The 24382-nt window shown below is 60.2% G+C and carries 17 protein-coding genes and 5 pseudogenes; 14 read left to right on the forward strand and 8 right to left on the reverse strand.

Features of this window, described 5'->3' with window-relative positions:
- Together AC0L3I_RS25195 and AC0L3I_RS25200 are read left to right on the forward strand one after the other, a co-directional pair.
- Positions 1–530: pseudogene (locus tag AC0L3I_RS25195) on the forward strand (hypothetical protein).
- 34 nt (positions 531–564) lie between these two features.
- On the forward strand, positions 565–1011 hold the full coding sequence (locus AC0L3I_RS25200) for a hypothetical protein (RefSeq protein ID WP_473528619.1): 447 nt from the start codon (positions 565–567) through the stop codon (positions 1009–1011).
- A 137-nt stretch (positions 1012–1148) separates the two neighbouring features.
- On the opposite strand, the gene AC0L3I_RS25205 is transcribed toward AC0L3I_RS25200, so the two are convergent.
- Entirely contained in the window at positions 1149–2093 is a 945-nt protein-coding gene (locus AC0L3I_RS25205; protein ID WP_473528620.1) for a GlxA family transcriptional regulator, read from the reverse strand.
- A gap of 114 nt (positions 2094–2207) precedes the next feature.
- On the opposite strand from AC0L3I_RS25205, the gene AC0L3I_RS25210 reads away from it, so the two are divergent.
- Genes AC0L3I_RS25210 through AC0L3I_RS25220 form a run of 3 tightly spaced genes read left to right on the forward strand, consistent with a single transcriptional unit; the run spans position 2208 to position 5768 of the window.
- Positions 2208–3029: an SDR family NAD(P)-dependent oxidoreductase gene (locus AC0L3I_RS25210; RefSeq protein ID WP_473528621.1), complete on the forward strand. Its 822-nt coding sequence runs from the start codon at positions 2208–2210 to the stop codon at positions 3027–3029.
- A gap of 58 nt (positions 3030–3087) precedes the next feature.
- The gene (locus AC0L3I_RS25215) at positions 3088–3558 is read left to right on the forward strand and encodes a (2Fe-2S)-binding protein (protein ID WP_473528622.1); all 471 of its coding nucleotides are present in this window, start codon (positions 3088–3090) and stop codon (positions 3556–3558) included.
- A gap of 2 nt (positions 3559–3560) precedes the next feature.
- Positions 3561–5768, forward strand: a complete 2208-nt coding sequence (locus AC0L3I_RS25220; RefSeq protein ID WP_473528623.1) for a xanthine dehydrogenase family protein molybdopterin-binding subunit — start codon at positions 3561–3563, stop codon at positions 5766–5768.
- Positions 5769–6019: 251 nt separating this feature from the next.
- Here AC0L3I_RS25220 and AC0L3I_RS25225 read toward each other — a convergent pair whose 3' ends face one another.
- Positions 6020–7012 (reverse strand): DUF5996 family protein, encoded by a 993-nt coding sequence (locus AC0L3I_RS25225; RefSeq protein ID WP_473528624.1) that lies wholly within the window; start codon positions 7010–7012, stop codon positions 6020–6022.
- Between the two features lie 284 nt (positions 7013–7296).
- Between AC0L3I_RS25225 and AC0L3I_RS25230 the strand changes: the two are divergent.
- The 3 genes and pseudogenes from AC0L3I_RS25230 to AC0L3I_RS25240 form a co-directional block, all read left to right on the forward strand.
- A pseudogene (locus AC0L3I_RS25230) lies at positions 7297–7471 on the forward strand (MucR family transcriptional regulator); the annotation flags it as partial.
- 345 nt (positions 7472–7816) lie between these two features.
- Positions 7817–8161, forward strand: coding sequence for a hypothetical protein (locus AC0L3I_RS25235; protein WP_473528625.1), 345 nt, complete (start codon positions 7817–7819; stop codon positions 8159–8161).
- Positions 8162–8201: 40 nt separating this feature from the next.
- Complete coding sequence (locus tag AC0L3I_RS25240) at positions 8202–8357, forward strand: hypothetical protein (protein ID WP_473528626.1); 156 nt, start codon at positions 8202–8204, stop codon at positions 8355–8357.
- Between the two features lie 623 nt (positions 8358–8980).
- Here AC0L3I_RS25240 and AC0L3I_RS25245 read toward each other — a convergent pair.
- Positions 8981–11704, reverse strand: a complete 2724-nt coding sequence (locus tag AC0L3I_RS25245; RefSeq protein WP_473528627.1) for a UvrD-helicase domain-containing protein — start codon at positions 11702–11704, stop codon at positions 8981–8983.
- Between the two features lie 532 nt (positions 11705–12236).
- Here AC0L3I_RS25245 and AC0L3I_RS25250 point away from each other — a divergent pair.
- Positions 12237–12527, forward strand: coding sequence for a hypothetical protein (locus AC0L3I_RS25250; protein WP_473528628.1), 291 nt, complete (start codon positions 12237–12239; stop codon positions 12525–12527).
- A 54-nt stretch (positions 12528–12581) separates the two neighbouring features.
- On the opposite strand, the gene AC0L3I_RS25255 is transcribed toward AC0L3I_RS25250, so the two are convergent.
- The 3 genes from AC0L3I_RS25255 to AC0L3I_RS25265 all read right to left on the reverse strand — a co-directional run bounded on the left by AC0L3I_RS25255 (position 12582) and on the right by AC0L3I_RS25265 (position 15986).
- Positions 12582–13034 carry an OB-fold nucleic acid binding domain-containing protein gene (locus AC0L3I_RS25255; protein WP_473528629.1) on the reverse strand — a complete coding sequence of 151 codons (453 nt, stop codon included), beginning with the start codon at positions 13032–13034 and terminating at the stop codon, positions 12582–12584.
- Positions 13035–13354: 320 nt separating this feature from the next.
- Complete coding sequence (locus AC0L3I_RS25260) at positions 13355–15274, reverse strand: potassium transporter Kup (protein WP_473528630.1); 1920 nt, start codon at positions 15272–15274, stop codon at positions 13355–13357.
- A gap of 382 nt (positions 15275–15656) precedes the next feature.
- A complete protein-coding gene (locus tag AC0L3I_RS25265; RefSeq protein ID WP_473528631.1) occupies positions 15657–15986 on the reverse strand; it encodes a hypothetical protein in 330 nt (109 codons plus the stop codon).
- A 633-nt stretch (positions 15987–16619) separates the two neighbouring features.
- On the opposite strand from AC0L3I_RS25265, the pseudogene AC0L3I_RS25270 reads away from it, so the two are divergent.
- Positions 16620–16883 (forward strand): annotated as a pseudogene (locus AC0L3I_RS25270) (ISNCY family transposase); the annotation flags it as partial.
- Between the two features lie 17 nt (positions 16884–16900).
- Positions 16901–17527 (forward strand): annotated as a pseudogene (locus tag AC0L3I_RS25275) (IS110 family RNA-guided transposase); the annotation flags it as partial.
- Between the two features lie 1077 nt (positions 17528–18604).
- On the opposite strand, the gene AC0L3I_RS25280 reads toward AC0L3I_RS25275, so the two are convergent.
- Together AC0L3I_RS25280 and AC0L3I_RS25285 are read right to left on the reverse strand one after the other, a co-directional pair.
- Complete coding sequence (locus AC0L3I_RS25280; protein ID WP_473528632.1) at positions 18605–19162, reverse strand: restriction endonuclease subunit S; 558 nt, start codon at positions 19160–19162, stop codon at positions 18605–18607.
- A 380-nt stretch (positions 19163–19542) separates the two neighbouring features.
- On the reverse strand, positions 19543–21408 hold the full coding sequence (locus AC0L3I_RS25285) for an HsdM family class I SAM-dependent methyltransferase (RefSeq protein WP_473528633.1): 1866 nt from the start codon (positions 21406–21408) through the stop codon (positions 19543–19545).
- Positions 21409–21999: 591 nt separating this feature from the next.
- On the opposite strand from AC0L3I_RS25285, the gene AC0L3I_RS25290 reads away from it, so the two are divergent.
- The 3 genes and pseudogenes from AC0L3I_RS25290 (at position 22000) to AC0L3I_RS25300 (ending at position 24324) form a co-directional block, all read left to right on the forward strand.
- Positions 22000–22884, forward strand: a complete 885-nt coding sequence (locus tag AC0L3I_RS25290) for a DUF6088 family protein (RefSeq protein WP_473528634.1) — start codon at positions 22000–22002, stop codon at positions 22882–22884.
- Positions 22881–23120: pseudogene (locus AC0L3I_RS25295) on the forward strand (nucleotidyl transferase AbiEii/AbiGii toxin family protein); the annotation flags it as partial. The gene AC0L3I_RS25290 and the pseudogene AC0L3I_RS25295, both read left to right, overlap by 4 nt.
- Positions 23121–23742: 622 nt before the next feature.
- Entirely contained in the window at positions 23743–24324 is a 582-nt protein-coding gene (locus AC0L3I_RS25300) for a reverse transcriptase domain-containing protein (protein WP_473528638.1), read from the forward strand.
- Positions 24325–24382 lie beyond the last annotated feature (58 nt).

Raw genomic sequence — 24382 nt, forward strand, 5'->3', positions numbered from 1 at the left:
ATGAAACACCTGCTTTACGCCGCAAGCGGCCTTGCCGCTGTCACTTTCCTGCCGAGCACCGCAATGGCTCAGGATGCCTCTTGGGGCTGCCAAGTTCTGTTGTGCGCGGCTTCGTCCAACCCATCCTGGCACGGCGTTCCGTACTGCGTTCCGCCCATGAAGAAGCTGATCGCAGCGATGGCAAAGCCCGGCTTCTCATGGCCGATCTGCCACGAGGCGAAGGCCGGCAAGCCTGGACGGGAAATTTACGAGCAATGCCCTGAAGGAACCAAGGTCGGCTACAGCGAGCGCGGCCGGGAGGGAAGCCGCACGGAACCGGACACATGCGTAAAGACGGTCAATGTTGTCGCGCGACTGGCAACAATGGCAAGGATGGCTTTACCTATCGTCGCCGCACCGGCGGCCGCGACGGCGAAAGCTGAATCCAAGAAGTATCTACTCCCCGTCCGCGGCGTGCTGATCCATGGTACTTCGACATCCCCAGCGATAAGGGCGTGAAACAGCGCTTTTGGTTCAATCTCAACACATAAGGGAACGCGTGTTCAAATAGAGGGGTCAGCTCCAATGAACCAAAACATTCTTCTCGCCTTAGCCGCGACCGCCGGCCTGGTCGCTGGCGCCGGCGGTACGTGGTTCGCTGTTTCCAGCTCTTCGAACGAGACTCGCGCCATTTCGAAAGCGGAGATCACAGCCGCGATTGAGGCGGATCCTTCTCTTTGCCCTACCACTCTGGCACCGACGCCGGCGCCGAAGACATCTGAACTCGTTATTCCGACCGAAGCCGAGGCGCTTGCCGCCTTCCGCATGGCACAAGAAAGTTCGCCCCTGGTATGGGATAGAGATCAACTGCCCGAGGTATCGCTTACCCTTGGCCAGTGTGACACGAACAACAGCGGCCCTGGCGTCGCATGCATGACGACAATAAAACTCTCCCCTGAAGCCCAACCCCTAGACCGCCTTATCGGTTTCGCCCAATCCGCATCAGGCGAATGGGTTGCGACACCGTACTAGAGCCCAAGAACAGCCCGCGATCGTCGCCGCTTCCTCGATTTCTGATAACTACCTTCCGTCAGCAAGCGGAAAAAATCTGACACTTAGTACCGGTGCGGAATGGCGGAAGATGACCCCTTGGAGGCGTCGCCCGTGGTTCAGGCCGCTGCCTCCGCACGCGTGTTTCGCCGCATCACCTGCGGAGGCTGGCCGAAGGCGCGCAGGAAGGCGCGCCGCATGCGGTCGCGATCGGCAAAACCCGTTTGCCGAGCGATGACGTCGATGGAATGGCGGCTTTGCTCCATCATCAGCCGGGCGGCTTCAACCCGCAAGTTCTCGACCGCCTTGGCCGGCGACTGGCCGGTCTCGGCGCGGAACGCACGGCTGAACTGGCGCGGACTTAGATGCGCGGCTTCGGCGAGCTGTCCAACAGTCAGCGGACTATCGAGATTGCGCTTCGCATATGCCAATGCGCTCTGGATGCGGTCGGATTTGGGCTCCAGCTCCAGGAGCGCCGAAAACTGCGACTGGCCGCCGGCGCGCCGGTGATAGACCACCAGCTTCCTGGCCACGGCCCGGGCCACATCCGCGCCTAGATCCTTTTCGAGCATAGCCAACGCGAGGTCGATACCCGCAGTCATCCCGGCCGACGTCCACACCGGCCCGTCGATGATGAAGATGCGGTCTTCCTCCACTTTCACCTTTGGGAACCGGGCCTGCAATTCACGCGCGCGGTTCCAGTGCGTAGTCGCACGGCGGCCGTCTAGCAGACCTGCTTCGGCCAGGACGAACGCGCCGACGCACGTCGCAGCGACCCGCCGGGATCGTCCCAAAGCCTGATGCAGAAATTTGATCACGCCCGGCGTCAATGATCCGGCCACGGCGCTGCCGCCCACCATCACTGTGTCGAAACTCGTATCGTCAAACGGTTCCGTCGCAACGCTGATGCCAATCGAGCTGCGGATTAACCCGCCGGTCTCCGACAACAAATGCACCTCATAGACCGGCTTGCCCATCTCCTTGTTCGCGAATTCGAAGACCGAGAGAACAGCCACGCTCATCATCTGAAAGCCGGGCAAGACGATGTAACCGATGCGCTGCATGAAGCCTCCAACAATGTCCTAAAACGCAGCTTTTATGACATTTGAGACAAACGCCTGCAAGGCTAATCTCCTTACTTCAGGCCGCAACCGGTCGCGGGATAGAGGAAACGAAGCATGAGCGCCACTGAGACGAAGGGCACGGCACTGATCACCGGCGCCTCCTCAGGTATCGGCGCGATCTACGCGGACCGCTTGGCTCAACGCGGCTACGACCTGATCCTGGTCGCACGAAAGCGCGACCGTCTGGACGCGCTGGCGAACCGTCTGGCCGACGAGACGGGTCGCTCTATCGAAGTTGTCGCGGCCGATCTCAACGACAAGGTAGATCTTGCCCGCGTCGAGACCATCCTGCAAAGCGACGCAAGCATCGCGATGCTGGTTAACAATGCCGGCGTCGGCGCAACGGCGCCGCTCCTCGATTCGGACGTCGAGAAGATGGACGAGATGATCCGGCTCAATGTCAGCGCGCTTACCCGGCTGACCTACGCTGCAGCGCCCGGCTTCGTCACGCGGGGAGACGGCACCATCGTCAACGTGGCTTCGATCGCGGCGATCTCGCCCGAGACACTCAACGGAGTCTACGGCGGCAGCAAAGCTTTCGTTCTGGCTTTCAGTCTTTCGCTCGACCATGAACTCGCCGGCAAGGGAGTGCGCGTCCAGGCAGTCCTGCCCGGGGCGACGGCGACGGAGTTCTGGGACATCGCCGGCCTGCCGGTTCGCAATCTGCCCACCGAGATCGTGATGTCGGCGGAGGACATGGTCGACGCCGCGCTCGCCGGTCTCGACCAGGGAGAGACCGTCACCATTCCATCCTTGCCCGACAAGGGTGAGTGGGATCGGTTCGACGCAGCGCGCCGCGCGATGTCTGCCAGGCTCTCGAGTGCTATCCCGGCCCGCCGGTACAACATCAGGCAGCCCCAACCAGCTGGAGCATAAACAGCCATGATCGCTGTAATTCGCATGCCCGATTCAAGCGAATAGCCCGGAGGTAGCCATGGCCACTACAATTAATATCAACGGCTCCGATCACATCGTCGATGTTGATGGTGACACCCCGCTCTTGTGGGTGTTGCGCGACGTGCTGGGCATGACCGGCACTAAATTCGGCTGCGGCGTGGCGCTCTGCGGCGCCTGCACCGTGCAAATCGACGGCGTCGCCACCCGTTCCTGTGTCACCCCTGTTGACAGCATCGGCGCATCCGAGATCACCACGATCGAGGCGATCGGCGACACGGCAGCGGGCGCCAAGATCCAGAAGGCCTGGCTTGACCGCGAGGTCGTTCAATGCGGCTACTGTCAGTCGGGCCAGATCATGTCCGCTTCGGCGCTGCTTGCGAGCAACCCGCATCCGGCGGATTCCGATATCGACGACGCGATGTCCGGCAACATCTGCCGCTGCGGGACCTATGTACGCATTCGCGAAGCGATCAAGCAGGCCGCGCTAACGAGCGGACAGGGAGGCTGACAATGACCCTCGATCACCTCACGTCCCGAGCTGCCGACGCAGGTCGATCGCCATCAGCGAGCGGTCTCTCCCGGCGCAGCTTCCTGCAGGCCGGAGCGGCGGCAGGCGGTGGCCTTTTGTTGAGCCTGAGCCTACCGCTTGGACGCGGCGACGCCCAAGCAGCCGACGTCGAAGCCTTCGCGCCCAATGCCTTCATCCGCATCGAGGGCGACGGGCAGATTGTCCTGATCATGCCTTATGTCGAGATGGGACAGGGCACCTATACCTCGATCCCGATGCTGATCGCTGAAGAGCTCGAGGTGGATCTGAAACAGGTGCGGCTGGAGCATGCTCCACCCAACGAAAAGCTCTACGGGAATCCTTTGCTGGGCGGCTTGCAGGCAACGGGCAACTCGAACGCGATACGCGCGGCGTGGGAGCCGCTGCGCCAAGCCGGTGCCATCGCCAGAACCATGCTCGTGTCTGCGGCGGCAATACGCTGGAATGTCGATCCGGCAACCTGCCGCGAGCAGAGCGGCGAAGTGCTTCACGTGCCGACGGGCAAAAGTATCAAATATGGCGAACTCGCCGCCGACGCAGCCAGCTTGCCTGTCCCCGACAACGTGGTGCTCAAGCGATCGGAGGATTTCAAGCTCATCGGCACCCCGGCCAAGCGTCTGGATACACCGGCGAAGGTCAACGGAACGGCCGTCTATGGCATCGACGTTCGGCCGCCGGGCGTGAAGATCGCGACCCTTGCGCAATCGCCGGTCTTCGGCGGTCGTGTGAAGAGCGTGGATGATGCGGCGGCCAAGTCCGTCAAGGGCGTGCGTCAGATCGTGCGGCTCGACGACGCCGTCGCCGTCGTGGCGGACCATATGGAGGCTGCGAAGAAAGGGCTGGAGGCCCTGGTGATCGAATGGGATGACGGTCCGCACGCCAAGCTCAACACGGACGAGATCGTAAGTGAGCTCGAAAAGGCCACGCTCAGCTCGGGGGCGGTCGCGCAGAATATCGGCGATAGCGACAAGGCCATGGCGGGCGCCGTCATCAAGGTGGAGGCGACTTACCAGGTTCCGTTCCTCGCACACGCCGCAATGGAGCCGATGAACTGCACGGTTCATGTCCGCAAGGACGGCTGCGAGGTCTGGGTCGGTAGTCAGATCATGGCGCGAGCCCAAGCGGCGGCGGCGGAGACCGCCGGCCTGCCGTTGGAAAAGGTCGTGGTCCACAATCATCTGATCGGCGGAGGCTTTGGCCGGCGGCTGGAAATCGATGGTGTCATTCGAGCCGTCCAGATCGCGCAGCATGTCGACGGTCCCGTGAAAGTCGTGTGGACCCGCGAGGAAGACATCCAGCACGATATGTATCGGCCTTATTTCTTTGACCGGATCTCTGCCGGTCTCGATGAGAAAGGAGTGCCGGTCGCCTGGAACAATCGCTTCGCGGGCTCCTCGGTCATCGCGAGATGGGGTCCCCCGTTTTTCAACAACGGTCTCGATCCCGACACGACTGAAGGCGCGATCGATCTGGTCTATACCCTCCCGAACATGCACGTCGAGTATCTGCGGGTGGAACCGCCCGGCATTCCGACTGCCTTCTGGCGCAGCGTCGGGCCGTCGCACAATGTCTTCGTGGTCGAGAGCTTCATGGACGAACTGGCGGCCGCGGCGAAGCAAGATGCCGTCGCCTATCGGCTGGCCCTTCTCGACAATGCGCCCCGCGCCAAAGCCGTCCTCGAGCTTGCCGCGGAAAAGGCCGGCTGGGGACAGCCCTTGCCTGAAGGGGTCGGTCGTGGCGTCTCCGTCCAGTTCGTCTTCGCGACCTATTTGGCGCAGGTTGCTGAAGTCGAGGTGGCGAGGGACGGAGCGGTTCGCGTCCGCCGGGTCGTCTGCGCGGTCGATTGCGGCACCGTCGTCAATCCCGATACGGTCCAGGCTCAAATCCAGAGCGCGATCATCTTCGGGATCACGGCCGCGCTCTATGGCGAGATCACCCTGAAGGACGGACGGGTCGAGCAAACCAATTTCGACACATACCAACTTCTGCGCATGGAGGAGGCGCCGGCCATCGAGGTGCACATCGTCCAGAGCCTGGAGCCGCCGGGCGGGATGGGCGAGGCAGGGACTTCGGCCATCGTTCCCGCAGTGACCCACGCGATTTTTGCGGCAACCGGCAAGCGCCTGCGAAAGCTGCCGATCGACACCGCCGCGTTGAAGCAGCCATCGTGAACGGAACACCGTCGCAATGCGAAATTGCACCCAAGCGAGTAGACCAAGCAAAGAAGGATTGCCGTCAGATTTACAGGTGCGATCCCCTCCACCGAAAGGTTCGGGTTGAAAACTCGCCGTCGATAGGCAGCGGGATCGAGATCGTGAGGCGTTTTTGGGCGGCGTCGTCTTGAGCCAATCGACCAGCGTCGGATTGATCTGGTGCGCAGAGAAGAGTTTCGGGCACGAGACGAACGTCGGCGCGCCAGAACTCACAGGGGCCGAGGTCGCCGCGGTTGACCGACTGCGCATTCGAGAGCGGAATCCCAGTCGGCGAGGTCAGCAGCGGCGCGATATGTGCTCTCGAGAAAACTCATGAGGGTGGCTTCGGGATCGGCGGCTCTGCGGATCGCATCATAAGGTAGCAGGAATTCTCCGAGGCTTTTGTCGTAGTATGCGGCGTTGGGAAGTATCTTCGCCGCCGCGAAGTCAACCGGTGTCGGATAGGCATAGGAATAGAACGCGGGAAAGTCGATCGCTCCACCGCCCGGCCAAAAGCCAGCCGACGAAACTTCGTGACTGTAGGCTTCGCGGGTGATTTCGTCAGGCAGGGCCGGGATGCCGCCTGGGTGCAAGGGCGCTGGCCGGCCGGAAAAGCGCGTCACCGCCAGATCGAGGCCTCCCCAGAAGAGATGCACCGGGCTGACCTTGCCGAGATAGGCCGTGCGGAAGGTCTGGAACATGGATGTCACCGCTATGCATGCCCTGAAGAAACGCGCCACGGCATCGGCGTCGTAGGGTCGCTCGGCTCGGTCCTCGGCGAACGGAATTGCGTCCGGGATTTCACTCGGCCTGCCATGCAATTCCGGTGTCCCGCCGAGACTACGAACGAGATCCAACGCGCGGGCATGGAAGGAGGCGACCGACATCGGCTCGAGCGGAAACCGAGCAGTGCGCCCGTCGTCACCAAGGACCCTGGCGACCACGCGATAGGCGATCACATCCCCGAGATCCGCAGCATGATCGGTCCAGTCATAGCGTTGGAACGGCCAAATTTGCGATGAGCGGGAGGTTAGACGTTCGCCCTGGTCATCGACCTCGATGTCGTCCTCGAAGCCGACGCGGTTCGATAGATATTTGGGCTCCGCATCGCCTCGACGGCATTCGATGGCAAATCCCAGGCAACCTGGAATGTCATCCTCATGGCGCCATACAAGATGTACGTCGTCGGCATTCGAGAATACTTTGAAAGTGATCCCGGACATTCAGGCTCCCCCAAGCTGTTCGTTACATCGGCGACTTTGCCGTTCCACGCTCTTTCTGCGGGTCTACGAGTATCACTGCAACCTTTGACAATATAGTGACAGAACCGGTGAAAATCCCCCACCCCTGCTTGCAGTAAGATTCTGTGGCCGAACGAGATCCATAGGATCTCCTCGGCGGGGACGTCATCTTTAGCCACCGGGTCGCTTAAATCGAGGGCGGCGAGCCACGTAGGAATTCGAGGTTGGGCGCTCGCGATCTCTTCGAAGACCCCGCTGGGAAGACGCTGACGCAGAGTGAATATCGCGCCAAATGGGGTCTGCTGGCGGACTATCGCATGGTCGCGCCGAATTACGCCGCAGCGCGCTCGGCATTGGTCAAGACGTGGGCTCGGCCGCAAACCGAAAGAGCCGGAAATGCCGGCGCCGACGAAGCGGACCCGCAAGAAGGTCGAAGCTTGATTTCGTCTGCCGGAGATTCGTTCTGGAGCGTGCAAGTGCCAACAGCATAATCTGCGCGGAGTATGAAAGGGGGGGCAGCCTCTTTCCTTTCAAACAGCCTGCGGTCGCGCACAGGGTGCGTTTAGTGGTTGCGGTTGCGCCGCCATGTTTTCAATTCGCGCACAGGCTGCGTTCCTGCAAACGCCGCTTCATAACGCAACGCAAAGGGTTTCGTAGGATGGGTACTCGAAATCTCGTCGCAGCAGCCTCCCTCGCCATGATGGTGACCGTCTCGTCACCCTCCGAGGCCCGCACGCCCTTCACCAAGACACCGCCTCCCGCACCCAGGCCCTGGCCCTGCTGGAAATGCTCAACGCCGACCTGCTCAGCCACCCCAGCGCCACGCTCACGCTGGAACGGTGGTGTGGTGACCACGGGCTGGCGCCGGAGGCGAAGATCGTCGCCCATCGCGTAAAGGACGACGACAAATTGCTGCCGGACAATACCCGCCAGGCGTTGGGCATCAGCGCTGACGAACCCGTGCACTATCGCCGCGTGCAGCTCGCCTGTGGCGAACTCGTGCTCTCCGAGGCCGATAACTGGTACGTCCCGTCGCGCCTTACGCCCCAGATGAACCAGGTGCTCGACACCAACCGACCAGCCCTTCGGGAAGGTGGTCCAGCCGCTGCACTTCCGCCGCCAGACCATTAGCGCCGAGCTGCTGTGGTCGCCGCTGCCCAAAGGGTGGGAGATGGACGCGCCGCTGCCGGCGGCGGGGAAGGGGGCGCTGGCCATTCCCCACGAGGTGCTTCGGCACCGGGCCATCCTCTATACGGGGGCGAACCAGCCCTTCAGCCTGGTGGTGGAGACTTACACAGCCGAGGTCCTGGCCTTCGGCCGCCGCTGAAGGGTCCCGAATTTTCGCACTCCCAAACTGCCACTGGATCTGAAGCCCCGGAGCGGCCCTATCGCTGTAAAGCTTGTCTATTCCATAACCTCAAGGCCTTTCTGGGCTGCATGCACGCAAACCGGCGCGCTTTAGCCGCGCTGGCGCACGTCAGCGAAGCGTTCAAACGCCTTCATTTTGGACAGCGACATTCCGTACGCCATACCTGGATGGACTTTCTTTCGCCACTACAATCGGCTCACGGCAGCGGACAAGGAAGTAGGCCGGCACCTTCTCGCCTTGCATCATGGAGAGCTTCCTCCAAGCACAGTGCTTTCGATCGAGCGAACGACCGAGACAGCTCGTACCCGTGCCCAACTATTAACAGTCTTCTCTCGCTCTCCAAGGTGACATCAATGATGAAGCTGCCAGGCGATGAAGACGTGCGATTATGCTGTGCTCCCCAAAGCACAAGGTTAATACGTTGCGCCCTCTGCAGGACCCGATCCCGGGCTGACGTTCCACACTGCAATCTTATGCGACTTTGACCCTTAGGTTGATTGGCGATCCTGCCCCAGGTCCACCCGGTTCCCGCGCGGCAACGCCCCGACGCCACAGCTACCGTCGGGGCGACCGTCTCAACTTCAGGCGCGCCTTCGCAAGCGCGCAGATGGCTCCGCCGGCCCCCCTTCGCTGTGCTTGCAATCGGGGAACTGATTGCATCCGCAGAACACCGTTCCGTTCCTGTTGCGCTTCTCGACCATCTCGCCCACCAGGCACACAGGGCATTGACGCAAGGCAGCGCCTTCGATTGTCTCGTAGCGCACCTCATCCCCGGCTATCTCGCAAAGTTCCCGGATATAGCGGGACGGCTGGCGGCTGTTGGTGATGAGATATACGCCCCGGCTGGCGCGCGTTAGCGCGACGTAGAACAGGCGTCTTTCTTCAGCGTAGGCGAAGGTTTCAGGCTGGGGAATGACCAGGTTGAGCAGTTCATCGTCCTCGATGCGGCTCGGCACGCCATAATCGCCTTCACTCACATCAAGCAGAACCGTGTAGTCCGCCTCAAGCCCTTTGGCCCGGTGAAAGGATTGGCCAGAAACCTCGATATTGGCGAAGGAGGGCGGGATCCCGCCGAACGGATCTAGCAGATTGTACCGCCATAGAACCAGCACTTTGAGTTTGGCGTCTGGTTCGCTGCGCCACTGCTCGGCGATGCTCCCCAGGGCGATGTCGAGCCGTTCGAGAAGACGATGGCAAGCCTGGGCGAATTCGGGCCTGCCGCGTTCGTCATCAATGGGAATGACCCGAATCGACCGCGGAATGGCAGGCCGTGTCGAACGAACCGATTTCGTGATCTGTTCGGGATTACGCTGGACGAATGTCGCGGCCGTCTCGGCAATGAGCTGATTGCAGCGATAGGTCTGTTCCAGGCGTCCCTGCCAGCTTGCCCCGAAATTGGCCTCGAACTGCGTGAAGATCGTGATGTCCGATCCGGCAAAGCGATAGATCGACTGCCAGTCGTCTCCGACTGCGAACACTTTGCTGAACGCCTTCTGCTGCTTGAGCGCCTTGATGAGGTTGGCGCGCGGCTCGGAAATGTCCTGAAACTCGTCGACAAGTATCAGGGAATAGGGACTCTGATATCGCCCGGTCTCGACCAGCCGGACTGCGTCGGCGATCATCGAGTCAAAATCGATCCGCTTGGTCTCTTCCAGTCTCCGGGAATAGCCCTGCGTGGTCATCCACACGACGCGGGCATAGAGCTTCGCGCGCTCCTTGTCGTGTAGCGTCCCGGCACGCTCGAGCAGCATGTCGAGCGTCAGATGGCTGGCGCGAATATGCTTGATGCAGGTGGATATGAGCTTGTGATAGTGCTTGATCACTACAGGCTCGACCGCCTTCGTGATCTCGGCATAGCTCTTGCGCTGGAAGAGAATCGCGCGGCGCGCCAGTTCTGCCTCGAGTGTACTGAGCAGGGTCTCGTCACTGGCCTGGGCTGAAGTCGTCTCGAAGAAATCGATCTCTTTGCGTCGATAGGCCTGACGTTTTCTCTCGGCGTGCTGGACATAATCCGCAAAGGGTGAGGTCCCATCGGCGTTGAGCGCGAAATGCTCATGCACCGTATCAGTCAGCGGATAGTAGAAATCGGGATGCAGATGGCGAACCGTGCCGTCATCCTCCTCAACCGCAAGCTGCCTCTCGTATTCGAATGCGACGGAATGCAGCCACAGCCAGTTGACGATCTTCTGCTCCTGCAGCGATTTGACGATCACTCCGGCAAGCGAGCCGATCGTGGCTTCGCCCTTCCTGAGCCGTTCCGAGACATAGCGACGGTAGTCAGCCTCGGTGTCGAAAACGTCGGCCGGGATGTCCGCCTTGGGATGCACCACGAGCAGGTCGCTCCACAATCGCGCGAATTCCGGATCGGTCTCGACAAGGCTCCGGATGATCTCTTCGATGACCCTGGCTTCGCCGGCGGGATGATCCACCCAGTTGGCAAGCTGGGGCGGACGTCCTTCGACCTCCTTAATGATGCCTCGTCCAAGCGCGTGAAAGGTCGTGACGCGGCACTCCAGCGCGCTTTCCTCGATCTGTAGCTGTCGTGCGATCCTGGTCTTGAGTTCATCTGCTGCGCTCTTATTGAAGGCCAGAAGCAGGATCTCATCGGGCCGGTAGAGCTGCCTTTCCAGGACATAGGCCACCTTGCCGACCATGGTCGCGGATTTGCCCGACCCGGCCGAGGCGACGAGCAGATTGTTGTCCTCCAGGCGGATACATGCCTCGCGTTGCTGATCGGAAAAGGAGCGCCCGTCGAGATTGTCGAAAAATGGCTGGAATTTGCGCAGCTCCGCGGCAACGAACGCTTCATTGTAGGCGTGGCGAACGCCTGGGTCGGTCAGCATGGCGAACGAAGCCGGCAGGGACGCCTTGAGCCCGGCCGGAATCAATTGTGGATCCAGAAGCGGGTGAGAAAGTGCAGCAGCGGCGCTGCCGGGCACGCTGGCGATGGCCCGGCCGAGATCGGCCTGCGCGAGATACTGTCTGTTGCCTTCGGTGATCTCCCGAAGCCTGGCATCGACATCGAGCAAATGATCCGTCTCTGGGCCAATGAGGTCGAAGAGATGGGTGTTGATGAACGCATGAAGGTCTGCGGCCAGTTGCTCGGACGCGTCCCCCGACAGACTCGACAGATTGTCCGTTCTGCCGCGTGCGCGGATCTCGACGGTATGCCACAGCAGCGCCTTGCTGGTCGAAACCGACACGATATCGAGGCAGCTGAGATCAACATCGCCATCCTGGCTCAGCCGAATGCGCCCGGACAGCTTGGGGTCCAGGGTCAGCTTCCATTTTCCGGAAGGAAACATCCGCGCAAGGAAGCCAGGGCGGTATGTGCGCGCACGGCCAGATAGCAATTTACTCAGTGCCACATTCGATCTGTCCAGAAAATCAGGGCTCCCAAGGGGTGATTATCATCAACGTATTGAGATGTTCCAAATCATCGCGGGCAATCGCACTGAAATGTTCGCGGCCACAGCGCTGTCCCGGGATCTCGGGTCATCCTGGCATAGGCCAGTCAGTGAGCTGCTTTGATTGTGTGTCAGAACATCGTCAGGCTGCGGTCCCACGCGTCATATTGGTCGTATAGACGCCGCTTGGAAGTGAGCAAATGGTTCGAGATTGTTCACAAGCCCTTGCGAGCCCTGGTGCGTTATGCATGGTAAGCTGGCGGCTGAACGAGATCACCGCCGAGCAGGTGGGCACCGGGACCACTTTCGAGGTTTACATCGCTGTTCCGCTGGCGCTGGGGTGGAACGGGCTCCCGGCCAATGGCCGCCGGCCCCGAGGCAGGGCTCATTGAGATGATCCGACCGCCTTGGAACAAGATGGGGGTAGAGCATGATGAAGCGTTGGCAGCGTGTCTCCATGGACGCGAGCGCCGAGGATGGGATCACGATCATTCGCATCACGCGCGGCCGCAAGGGCGACGCCATGGCTACCGTGGAATCGTTGGAGTGGTTTGAGCCGGACGGTCACGAATACACCGGCTACGCCGCGGCTCAGGAAACGGGGCGGCGTCCTGCCGTCGAGGTGCTCGGCGACTTTAAAAAGGTGCGGGCAGTCGTTGCGCTTGAGAGCGACGACATTTGGGATCCGGCATGGGGTGACCTGCTGCCAATCGGCGGTTAACCGTGCCCGACAATAGCGGGCACAACATGCTGCTGAAGTGGCCGTCCGGAAGCGCTACCGGAAGTCCCGCGTCTTGACCTTGATATGGTCGATATGGTCATGGGCATCGACGATGTCGCGCCCCTTCGGCATGCCGCGCGGATCGATGCCCGATCCGCCGTGATGAGCTTCGTCCCCGCGGCCGTGCGGCAACGGAAACGGCGTCTCGCGGTTTCCCACGTTGGCCAGCTCGGCCGACAGATCGGTCAGCTGGTGGGCGACGAGGTGCACCACCTCCCCTTCCCGCTGGATGCGTCCGCGGACGCCGAGCATGGCCGACGCAAGAAGCACGCGCCGGAATTTCTCGAAGATCTCGACCCAGACGACGACGTTTGCCGCGCCCGTCTCACCCTCCATGGTGAGGAACATGAAGCCTTTGGCCGAGCCCGGCCGCTGCCGGACCAGCACCAGGCCGGCGGCCTCGAGCCAGCTTCTGTCTCGCGCCTGCATGGCTTCCTGACAGGTCACGATGCGGCGCCGGTTAGGCGGCACGCCGATTTTGGGAACGCTTACCTGTGAACTGAAAGATTGAAGGTCGGACTTGCGGCACATCGATCACGTTCAAATAAATAAGTTGCTGCCCGGCGAGGTCGTTTCAGCGCATCTCGACTGGTGGTCGGCAAGACAATGGGGAACGGGAATGATCGCAGGCGTAAAGGGACGGCTTTGGGGCCGGAAGCTTCGGGCCTGGAACCGGACCCCAGTTGGGCGCAAGCATCGTGGCCTCCGCCCGGTCAGGCATTCACCGGCTCGGGAAATGCCAATTGATTCTGCTCAACCGGGCATGCCTAAACGGCCACCTGCATCCCGATCTCGACCACACGTCCGGTTGGGATCTGGAAATACTCCGTCGCATCCGCCGCCGTGCGCGCCAACCCGATGAACAGCTTGTCCTGCCACACGGGCATGCCGGAATTGGGTGACGCCTTGAGCGAGCGCCGCGACAGGAAGAAAGAGGTCGTCATGATGTCGAACTTCCAGCCCTGCTTGCGGGAGATCGCCAGCGCGCGCGGAATGTTGGGCTGCTCCATGTAGCCGAAGGTCAGTTTCACCCGCATGAACAGATCGTTGATCGGTTCCATCTTGACCCGGTCACTGTCGGGCACGACAGGCTGCTGCGCCGTCACCACCGAGAGGATGACGTTCTGTTCGTGCAGCACCTTGTAATGCTTCAGGCTGTGCATCAGCGCGGTCGGCGCGCTGACGGGATCGCTGGTCAGGAACACGGCCGTACCGGACACCAGCTGCGGCTTCTTCTTCAACAAATTGGCGGCAAGGAAATCGAGCGGAATCTCGTTCCTGCGCGTCTTGTCGAACAGGTACCTGGTGCCTCTTATCCAAGTCCACATGGTCATCACGATCCCTGCGGCAATGGCAAGCGAGGCCCAGCCGCCTTCGAATACCTTGACGATGTTGGCTGCAAAGAAGCCGGTATCGATGAAGACGAACACCGCCATCAAGGCGATCGCGACGGCGAGCGGCCATTTCCAGATGCGCGTCATGACGACAAAAAGCAGTATGTTCGTCACCAGCATGTTGCCGGTCACCGAAATACCGTAAGCCGAGGCCAGTCTACTGGATTCCCCGAAGCCGACCACCAGCAGCATCACCACCAGCGCCAGCAGCAGGTTGACGCGCGGCAGGTAGATTTGGCCCGACTGTTTTTCCGACGTATGCAGGATCACGAAACGCGGCAGCATGTTGAGCTGTACTGCTTGCCTGGTCAGCGAGAAGGCGCCGGAGATCACCGCCTGGCTGGCGATCACGGTCGCCGCCGTCGCCAGCACCACCATCGGGATAAGCATCCAGCCTTCATTCATCTCGAAGAAGGGATGACCGACGACACCGCCATTCGCCAACACGAAGGCGCCTTGCCCGACATAGTTGAGCAACAGGCAAGGAAACACTACCGCCAGCCAGGCGAGCACGATCGGCTTGCGCCCGAAATGGCCGAGGTCGGCATAGAGCGCCTCAGCGCCGGTGACGGCGAGAAAAACCGCACCAACCGTGACGAAGGCGACTTCGGGCGAATTGATCAGGAATGACACGATATAATGCGGGCTGATTGCCAGCAGGATTTCCGGGTCGTCCATGATGTGGTTGAGGCCGGAAAGGCCGATGGCCAGGAACCACAGCGCGGTAACGGGCCCGAACACCAATCCTACGCCGCCGGTGCCAAACCGCTGTACCGCAAACACGATCGCCAGGATGGCCAGTGTCAGCGGCACCACATAGGGCTGGAATGTCGGCGTGACGACATTCATACCTTCGACCGCCGACAGGACCGAGATTGCCGGCGTAATGACTGCGTCGCCGAAAAAAAGCGCCGCGCCGACGATGCCGATGCCGAGGATCACCGCAGAGCGGGTCGGGAAACCGTTGCGCGCCAGCGCCATAAGCGACAGCACTCCGCCCTCGCCTCGATTGTCGGCGCGGAGCACGAACATGATGTATTTGATCGTCACGGTGATCGTCAGCGACCAGATGATCAGCGACAGTACGCCGAGGATGTCGCCACGGTTGGCGACGTTGCCACCGGCTGATGCATGCAACGCCTCGCGAAATGCATAGATCGGGCTGGTGCCGATATCGCCGTAAACGACACCGAGTGCGCCCAGCATCAGCACCTTGGTGCTGTGCTGCTCGACCTCAGAATGGCTCGATTGTTCGACAGGTTCTGCCTCGTTACCAGCATTGGTAAGGGCCATGGACGACACTCCGATAAGCGCGCGGTGCTCTACGCTTGCTGCACTGCAATATCAAGTGCCGTAACGTAATGTCTGCCGGCATCGCCTGTCGTTGCTCGCCTTGGCAGACTCGCCAGCCCCGAAGCCCTACCGACGAGCAATAGCGCACCGGCAGAACCCTCAAGCGCCCAGATCAATGAATGGTTCTCGGCCACAGTGCCCCCCGCGATGCGACCGATGGCGACCAGGGTGTCGGGGCGCACAAGGATGGCGGTTTCCTGAGAGATGATGGGGGAGAACAAGTCCGCGCTTGGGAGGGCCACAAACGCCCGCTCAGCGGCTGCCTCGTCCTCCGCAACGCCGAGGAAGCCCGATCGACCATGAATGGCAACTGCAAGCGCTGCTACCGAACGATCAGTTCGGCAGGCCCGCTTCGGAATTCATGCTTGGCAAGGAACGACACGATCCCCGCGGCAATCTTTTTGCCGCCCTGTTCCGAAGGCTCGATGGCGTTGACAAAGTCGGCGTCCTCGCCGCAGACAATGCGAAGGTCGATCAGCGGAACGCCGCGCACGGCGGCTGCTCGTGTGATGCAATCGTTGAGGATCGACAGGGCCGTTACCGCAATGCGTCTCTGGTCGGGGTTGGCATACCGGACATTGTAGATCGAGCAATCGCGGTCGGCAGCCCTACAGCCAGAACGGCGTCCAGGGTCGACATGTACTCCAAGCAAAACTGCTCTTTAATTTCGGCGAGCCTCAGCAGGGTGTCGGCAACGGACCGCGACGGAGCGTTCAAAACGGAGGAGACGCCGAGCGCGTCGTTCCCTCCCACGCTTACCACCAGATGAGTGGCGTCGGCTGGCAGGCGGTTCAGTTGCCGGCCCACATCCGCCATGACGCTGCCGTCAACGGCAAGCAGCTTCGCCGACCAGCCGATCGGGAGCTGACGCAAAACGTGGGGGCCAATAGATCTGCTCCATCGGCGACATAGGCGCTGTTGTCGAACACCGAATCGCCTAGTAGCACAACCTTGTTCATCATAGCCACGTCCTCGGCTGAAACAGTTTGCACCGTGGAAAATGCTTGTCCCGCGGCGGGCGGCCAGCAACAGGCTCCTGCGCGATATCCTTACCAGACCGGCGTCTCCCACGACTGTCGCTCGTGCGCACGCTTTCAGTGGCTGCTGTTCGAGTCCGCTTTCCGGATTAATCGACCGCCGTCCTCTCCTGTTCCCGCCGCTGATACGCAAGAGCCATAGCAGCCGCTATGGCTACTCCCGCGGCCCCCAGCAAGAGTTTGTCTCGCGTCTCCTGATCGCTCATGACGCCCTGAACAGCCGATGATGCTCGGCCGGCTGTGGCGGCTATCCTGATGGCCGTCTCGAGATCATGCATGAGGGTGTCGCCCTGCCCTACAGAGCCTTCGATGAACTGCGCTCGGTTCACCGTTCGGCGATCGTCGAGAACAAGCGGCTGGACGCCGCCCTGGAGATGGTTGCCGAGATGCAGATCGGCCGCGATCTGCAGCGCAGCCGACGCGGGCCGCGCCGCACCGGCCAGACCGACCACATGTTCGGAATCCCTGATGGCGCTGAGAGCAACGGTCATGTGAAACGCGGTCGCAAACCCGGCAGGCCGCCTGGTTAACCGAATTGGTGAATGCACTGCGCGCGCACCTCTATGAGTTCGGTTATGTTGCTCCGCAAGGAATTGGCCACCTGCCACGTCTGGCAGAGATCGTCGAGGACGAGAGCGCAGACCTGCCGGATCTGGTCCGCGATATCTGCAGCGCTCTACTTGACCAGATCGACCAGTTGAGCAGCCAGCTCGCGGCATTGAAGACGATCGACACGCTGTCCAAGCAAGCTGCAACATCTCGGCGCCTGCAAACCATGCCCGGTATCGGCCCTATCGCTGCCCTTGCCATTGAAACCTTTGCGCCGCCGATGGAGGCCTTCAAGTGCGGTCGCGATTTCGCCGCCTGGCTCGGGCTGGTCCCTCGGCAGAAGTCGAGCGGCGGCAAGCAACGACTAGGGAAGGTATCGAAGATGGGCCAGCGCGATATTCGGCGGTTGCTCATCATCGGCGCCATGGCTGTGGTTCGATGGGCGTCTCGGAGGCGCGCGCCCGACGGTTCCTGGCTTGCCCGCTTGATGTTGAAGAAACCGCGCATGCTGGTGGCAATCGCGCTGGCCAACAAGATGGCGCGTGGCATCTGGGCCATGCTGACGAAACAGGAGGACTACCGGAATCCGGCGACGGTGCCTGCGTGATTTGCAACAACGCACCTGAGACCGGGACGTCGGAGATGTGAGGAAGGCATGAACTGCATGGGCAAATGATCGATCAGATCGGGGTCAGGAAAACCAGAGTCAAGTTGAGAGCCCACGCAAGCTCGCTTTGCTGATTTGGACCTGATCCGCGCATCACCATACCGGCCCGCGGCACATGGAACGGCCGCAAATCAAGGCCTGACACATGACCGCACTCGATCACATGTCCAATGCTTCAGGTTCCTCCTTGCAAAATGGCTGGCATCCACACAAGAACTTGACGCACACAACTAAAACAATTGTCGCGCTCGCACGTGGCCCTGGCGGTCATCTTGCATCGCATGTGTGGCTGGAGGTCACGGAGTTTCCGCTGGACGGGGAAACCCACGGTGGGAGGGCGAAACGCCGATCCCGGAGGGAAGCAAAGCCTGCGAAGGAGTCCAAAATTCCGGAGATTCCGAGAAGCTCGGTAGCGCAGTGCTTGACCTCAACGCACCGAACAGAGAAGACGTGTCTCTTTCGAACTCGTATAGGCGCTGTCGCATAACGGCCCGCCTACATACCGGAAAGCATGGGAATTCGCGATGGCGAGCCTAGCCTTGGAATCATTCATTGACGAGACTGCCGGTTGTCTGGGCAGAACGGATATCACCCGACCACGTTTATCGGGATGCGCCAGCGACACGGAACAGTCAAAGCAATTTCGCGCCTTATGGAAAGCGGAGATGTTCAAAGCGGGTTCAAGCGGCTCCAGGAGTTTGGCCTACTGGACTGGACGATTGAAGCCGCCGTCATTAAATTCCCCGCCGAATCTCTCCTGCCACGCGGGAATGCGCTGAGTTCCGTCTCCGGCTTGCTAAGGTCGATGCCAATGCCCACCCGACCTAAAGTCCAGAAGCGCCCCGCTGTAGGCGTTGGCCGATCTCCAGCAAAACCGAGTATACGGCCGATCTCGCGGCTGCGAAATTGGTGGTCTTACCCTCAGACAGGCAGGGGCGAAAAGCCGAGGTTGCCCCTAGACTAGTGATCGCCGGCAAAGTTCAGCGCTGGAGCACCAGAGAAGCAACGAGGTTACCCTCAGAGCAACGTCCATCCCAGAGGAAGCGCCAGCATGAGGGCGTCCATTGCCTTAGTGTCAGGGCTTCCACCGTGCGACGGAAGTCGAATTTTGGACTCGCGCATTCGGCCCGCATTCCACTTTCGGGCATAGTTGAAGCGATCACTCTCTTTGCGCAAGATGGTGCATATGAAAAGCGCTGAGGCTGGGGAAAGTGGGAACTTCGGTTGAAGTATTGTTACGTCACGCGACGCGCTGAAGGGACGGGGCTGGAAGAAGGCCGCACCTATACTACCATTATTTGCAAGTGTGATCTGCCCGCCATTCCAGTCTGGCTCGTCAGCAATGTAAGCGGTTACTCCATTGTTCCAAGCGGAAGCTGTTATCAGTGGGGTCTCTCCGCGTTCGAGGTCACGCCGCGCGACGTATTTTCCCGCTTGCATATCAAAAATGTCAGGAAGATTGAAACTTTCCCACTCAGTCGGGTCAATGGCGGCTTCTACAGCATTCGCTGCATTTCCGGCATGGCTGGGCAGCTCTTGCGCTGCTGCCCAATCGGGCATGTCGTCAGGAAGCACCAAGGAGCCTATTGTACGGTTAGCTTGTCTCCCGAAGTGGAAGCGAAACCGATTAGCTCTGATGCATAGACACCACCAAAGCTTCTCTTGAAGTGACATTGGCTTTTGCGGCGTGAGGACCGCCACGTGATAGGTGGTGTAAAATCGACGGGGCTGGACAAAAGAGGAGAGCGAGTGATTGCGAGATCGCAGGCATACACTGATGTCTCCGGCCTGGGCGGGTGCCAGCCCCGGTATGGGCCGCACCCACGCTCCTATTCCGTTGTTCCGATGGCTACGTGTAACGTAGGCCACCGCACCATCGGGGTCATCCATCGCGTCGACTCTGTTCAGCGCGAGCTGATGTCCCTTGCCGACGTGGAAGAGCGACTCGACCGTTATCACTCTACCTCCTCGTCAATGTCCGCTGCCATAACGGCTTCAAAGATTGCGTATTCTCGTATCACTTTGCCAAAGTCTTGGGCAGTTAGGGCAGAGTAATCTGTTTCGAGGTATGCCTCAGCCAGCCACTCGTCGTCCGCACCAACTTGCCGAACCACACTTTGGCCGGTGACTGTTGATCTGGCATGGAAGCTCTTTAGCCAAGCGTCACGGATATCAGGCCAACTCTCGTTCAGATCGATCCGTCCTCGTCTCTTTTTCTTAACGAAACCGTCATTCTTCCAGGCTCCGAACCATGTAGGGGAAGGTGAGTCCGCATGGGGCTGATGTGCCTCGAAAACCAGCGCGCAGGCAATCACTCCGATCGGATGGAAGATATCATTTGGGAGCGATATTGAGGCAACGAGCGTGTGTTTTTCGAGAATGGCCTTTCGCTGCGGATGCGGTTCGATGGCACAGCTCATCGGCAGCACCACCACAGCACGACCACCTGGCCGCAAGATATCGAGCAGGTTTGCTACAAAATCCAACTCATGCAGGCCCTCACCTCGTTGTGCAAATGGTGGATTGATAAGGCCAATCGACGGTCGCTGAAACCGCGCTTGATCAGGCTTCTCAAGTTTCTCGACGATTTCTGGATCAAAGCAGCTTCCCTGAAATAAATTTGCCTTCCCGTCGCCGCGCAAGATCATGTTCGAAGCCGCGAGCGCGAACATATGTGGTTGTTGCTCAACACCCACGAGACGGTGCCGCCTAATATCCTCCCTGATGTCGGGGTCTCCATCAGCCTTTGCATCAAGTTCCGCAAGAGCAGCGATCAAGAAGCCACCCGTTCCGCAACAGGTGTCGATCACAGTATCTTTAAGACCTACGCGTGCCAGCTTCACAAATAGCTCGGTGAGATGCCTTGGAGTCAGGACGATGCCCAAGCCCTTTTTATCCCCGCCTGTATACCGAAGAAACTCCCCGTAAAACTGTCCTATGACATCAACATCATGATAGGTATCGAGGAATGGCCGAACGTTCTCCTCGATGAGTCCTACCAACGCACGGAGGGGCCATTCAGTCTTGCCGGGGGGAGTCCTGTTGAGCTCAGGGTGGGTCTCCAAGAACTGATAAGGCTGAAGCATGACCCGCTGCTTAGCGGGCTCTGGCACAGCCGCGTCGATCTCCCGCCGGAGTGCAGCCATCAACTCTCTGCCAAGTGTGACGCCCGTTTTATATTTCCTCCAATTAGACTTGAAAGCGTCGTCGCGGAGGGCGAGAAGACATCCAGAAACTGCCAGAGGTTTCTCATTTTCGCTGAGTTTTGCGTAATCGCGAAGGTAGTCATGGAGCGTCTGACTGAAGTCCATCAACTCGACTTGCGAGCGGAATCTTACCGCCGGGTCAAAACTCAGGAGGCGGCGGTATTCGGCAACCGGCAATAAGCGCTCAATCGGTCCGTGCTCGTCGCAGAGCGGGTCAGCCGTAGGGCTTTCCCGAAGCTGCCTAAATGTTGAAATCTTGATGTTCGTCGCAGTTGTCCCGCTGGCGGCGACGGCAATGACATCGAAGTGCTTGGAGAGATGCGCGCTGTAGAGGAGCGCGCCGTCCACCGAGTATTCCACGGGCTTGTCTCTGTTGGAACTCTCGTGTTTTGCGGGATCGACTTTACACTCGACCACGAGCAAGAAATCGGGATCATCTTTGAGCCTGAGAATAAACTCAGGCTTGCCCATCCCTTCACCGCCCTTACTGGCTTTGGCGAGTGCCTTCTTGATCTTTGGATCGTCGCTGGTTTGTTCTTCGAGAATCTGCCCGGCGATGCCATGCTTTTTCAGATGACTACGAACGATGTCTTCTGTGGTGCGCTCGTTTGGCATGGCTAGCGACCCTTCGCCTGAGACTTGCTCCGTGCGGAGGAAATAGCGGCAGCTAATCTTCTTTCAGAGATACGTGGCCGGTCCCAATTTGCACTTTTACACTTTGGGCAAACTCGGGGTTTCTCGTTTCTATCGCGGGGCAGCCATTCGTGACCGCAGCGACACCGGCATCCGGCAAGCTGCACCACCCCAATATCCGGCGCAGATTCTATCATCGCTCATCCCCCCAACTGACCACCGGGATACAGAGTCGGCGTGTGTCGGTCAACACCTTGTGATATTTACTAGTTGTAGCGTTCTGCAAAGGACGATCAATTCGCGACTCTAGACCGGCATCGAGTGACGCGGTATTTCCAGTCCCCAGGCGGCAAGAGCCTTCTCGGCCCTGGCTGGGTCCTCCGAGTACGGTCTGTCGGGTGAGGCCAGTCGCGTGAGCGATTGCTGATGCTCCCTTGCCCTGCTCAGCCGTCGTAAACGCGATCGCTTACGCGGTAGGCCTTGCGGACGGCATCCTCCAACGTTTGCTCGGCTTCCGTAATTATGTGCCAGAGCGCTACGGCCGCGACTGGCCACGTTGCGGATGTCCGAAATTTGTATATCTATTTCGGACGCCGCTTGTCCCTGTCCGAAAAAGAGCTACATGTTTCGGACATGAGCAGCGACTCACCTGATCTAAAGGCAGCAATGCTAGAACGCATCCGTGCGGATGCGCCGCGCAAGGTATGGACGCCTAGCGATTTCGTCGATCTCGCCTCCCGGGACGCTGTCGACAAGGCGCTGCAGCGGCTGACGAAAGTCGGGACCCTCAGGCGGATTGATCGCGGGCTCTATGATCAGCCCGGCTTCAACAAGCTCACCCAGAAACCCAACCCGCCCGATCCGCGCTCGGTCATCGACGCAGTCGGGCGACGCGACCAAACCCGAATGCTTGTCGACGGAATGACCGCCGCAAACGATCTCGGCCTGACTGACGCCATCCCGGCCAAAATCGTGGTGCACACCGACGCCCGGCGCCGCGCGATCAAGCTCGGCAATGTGACGATCACCTTCCGCCCGACCGCGGCCAGCAAGTTGTTCTGGGCCGGGCGACCAGCGATGCGCGTCGTCCAGGCGCTTCACTGGCTGCGCGATCTCTTGGCTCGTGAAGGGGAGAGCGATCAGGTTAAACGCAAGCTGACCAAGCTTTTCGAAGATCCGACTGCGGGGCCGCCTCTCAAGGCCGATCTTACTGCTGGTATGACAGCGCTTCCGACATGGATGTGGGTGTTCCTCAAGCCGCTCGTTGAAAGCGATGCCGGCGTTCATCGTCGGCACATCGACGATGATCGTGCTGCTGATGATCGTCATCAGCAAAGAACGACGGACAATGCTGGTGATCAGCATCATGCTGCTGTCGTCGGCTCCAAGCGCAAGCCGCTCTCTACGCAGAAGACGCAAACCGCCACGCGCAGTGCAGCCGGGGCGACGAAGACATGAATCCGGCTTTCGACGAGGTTCTCGCGGCAGGGTCGGACGCGATGCTGAGCGCCTTCGATACGACGGCGCTACGCCTCGGCACGGCATCCCAGAATGTCGAGAAGGACTTCTGGGTCTGCTGGACGCTGGATGCCTTGTTCAATGGCTTGAAAGAGGGCGGACCCCGCCTCCTCTTCAAGGGTGGAACCTCTCTGTCCAAAGGGTTTGGTCTGATCAAGCGCTTTTCCGAAGACATCGGTGCGCCGTGACGGCGCGGGAGGGTAGTATGACATAGTTAGAACCCCTCCTAGCTTGCTGATTTTTGACCGACGGCTGCAATGCCGTCCCTTTCGTGGGAACAACGAAAGGAAGGGGACCGAAAAGCTGGACCGGGTGTCGCCGGTTCGGTGCCATAAGCAGATCGGTCTGAACTGTACCGGACGGAAGCCATCACTACCGGGCCGGGCTACCGCAGTGCTCATGGTGAGACAACGAAGTGCGTGACTGAAGCCTCTGAATATCCGAGAAGTTTCCCAATCGTGATGGCGGGGGAGACAAACAGAGCGATCAGACATGGCAGGGCTCAATGTTCCCTGCTGAGGGGTGCGAGAAATACGCACTCGGGGTGGGCGAGTTCCTTCAACCCACTTCCCGTATCGCCAGGGGTATAGCGCACCACCTACAGGCACGAAGGTTGAAAATCGGAACACGGGAACTTGAACCGTCTGCCCGGCAGGAACCGGGCTAGCCGCGACGACCGGAGACGGGCGTGTTCAGGGGCGGAGCCTCCGTAGTAGTCCGAGTCCAGGAAAGCTGGGCACATGGCGAAGGGAGGCAGGAAGACGATCGGTTGGCATGACGGAGGAGTGATCTGTGGACATGGATCATCAGGCTGATGAAGCTTGGGTACTCGGCGTTCAGCGCAAACTGTATCAGTGGAGTAAGGCGAAGCCCGACGAACAGTGGCGGGACATGTGGGGCTGGCTGACAGACTCGCGCATGCTTCGTCACGCTTGGCGTCGCGTGTCCACCAATAAGGGCGGGCGCACGGCCGGGGTCGACGGGATGACCGTAGGACGCATCCGGAAGAGAGGAGAGCTACGCTTTCTCGACAGGCTTCAGGCTGAACTGCGCTCTTGCGCGTACAGACCGAGCCCGGCGAGGCGCAAGCTCATCCCCAAAGCCGGTAAACCGGGGCAGTTCCGGCCCCTGGGCATTCCCACGGTCAAGGACCGCGTCGTACAAAGCGCGGTCAAAACACTTCTGGAGCCAATCTTCGAGGCGCAGTTCTGGCATGTTTCCTATGGGTTCAGGCCCGGACGGAGCACGCACGGCGCCTTGGAGCATATCCGACGGGCTGCTCAGTCGCATAAACGCGGCGGGGATACCCGGAGGCACGGGATGCCATATCCGTGGGTCATCGAGGGAGACATCAAGGGCTGCTTGGAACCATTGTCATAATACCCCCTGGTTCATGAGTTGTATTCGAAGAGGGTGGGAATGTTGTCTATGGTCTTGA

This window comes from Mesorhizobium sp. WSM4840 (assembly GCF_055811755.1).

What these genes read in the sequence shown, in the direction of transcription:
- AC0L3I_RS25200 (WP_473528619.1), top strand. Translation starts at nt 565, where the DNA reads ATGAACCAAAACATTCTTCTCGCCTTAGCCGCGACCGCCGGCCTGGTC.
- AC0L3I_RS25205 (WP_473528620.1), bottom strand. Translation starts at nt 2,093, where the DNA reads ATGCAGCGCATCGGTTACATCGTCTTGCCCGGCTTTCAGATGATGAGC.
- AC0L3I_RS25210 (WP_473528621.1), top strand. Translation starts at nt 2,208, where the DNA reads ATGAGCGCCACTGAGACGAAGGGCACGGCACTGATCACCGGCGCCTCC.
- AC0L3I_RS25215 (WP_473528622.1), top strand. Translation starts at nt 3,088, where the DNA reads ATGGCCACTACAATTAATATCAACGGCTCCGATCACATCGTCGATGTT.
- AC0L3I_RS25220 (WP_473528623.1), top strand. Translation starts at nt 3,561, where the DNA reads ATGACCCTCGATCACCTCACGTCCCGAGCTGCCGACGCAGGTCGATCG.
- AC0L3I_RS25225 (WP_473528624.1), bottom strand. Translation starts at nt 7,012, where the DNA reads ATGTCCGGGATCACTTTCAAAGTATTCTCGAATGCCGACGACGTACAT.
- AC0L3I_RS25235 (WP_473528625.1), top strand. Translation starts at nt 7,817, where the DNA reads ATGCTCAACGCCGACCTGCTCAGCCACCCCAGCGCCACGCTCACGCTG.
- AC0L3I_RS25240 (WP_473528626.1), top strand. Translation starts at nt 8,202, where the DNA reads ATGGACGCGCCGCTGCCGGCGGCGGGGAAGGGGGCGCTGGCCATTCCC.
- AC0L3I_RS25245 (WP_473528627.1), bottom strand. Translation starts at nt 11,704, where the DNA reads ATGTTTCCTTCCGGAAAATGGAAGCTGACCCTGGACCCCAAGCTGTCC.
- AC0L3I_RS25250 (WP_473528628.1), top strand. Translation starts at nt 12,237, where the DNA reads ATGATGAAGCGTTGGCAGCGTGTCTCCATGGACGCGAGCGCCGAGGAT.
- AC0L3I_RS25260 (WP_473528630.1), bottom strand. Translation starts at nt 15,274, where the DNA reads ATGGCCCTTACCAATGCTGGTAACGAGGCAGAACCTGTCGAACAATCG.
- AC0L3I_RS25285 (WP_473528633.1), bottom strand. Translation starts at nt 21,408, where the DNA reads ATGCCAAACGAGCGCACCACAGAAGACATCGTTCGTAGTCATCTGAAA.
- AC0L3I_RS25300 (WP_473528638.1), top strand. Translation starts at nt 23,743, where the DNA reads ATGGATCATCAGGCTGATGAAGCTTGGGTACTCGGCGTTCAGCGCAAA.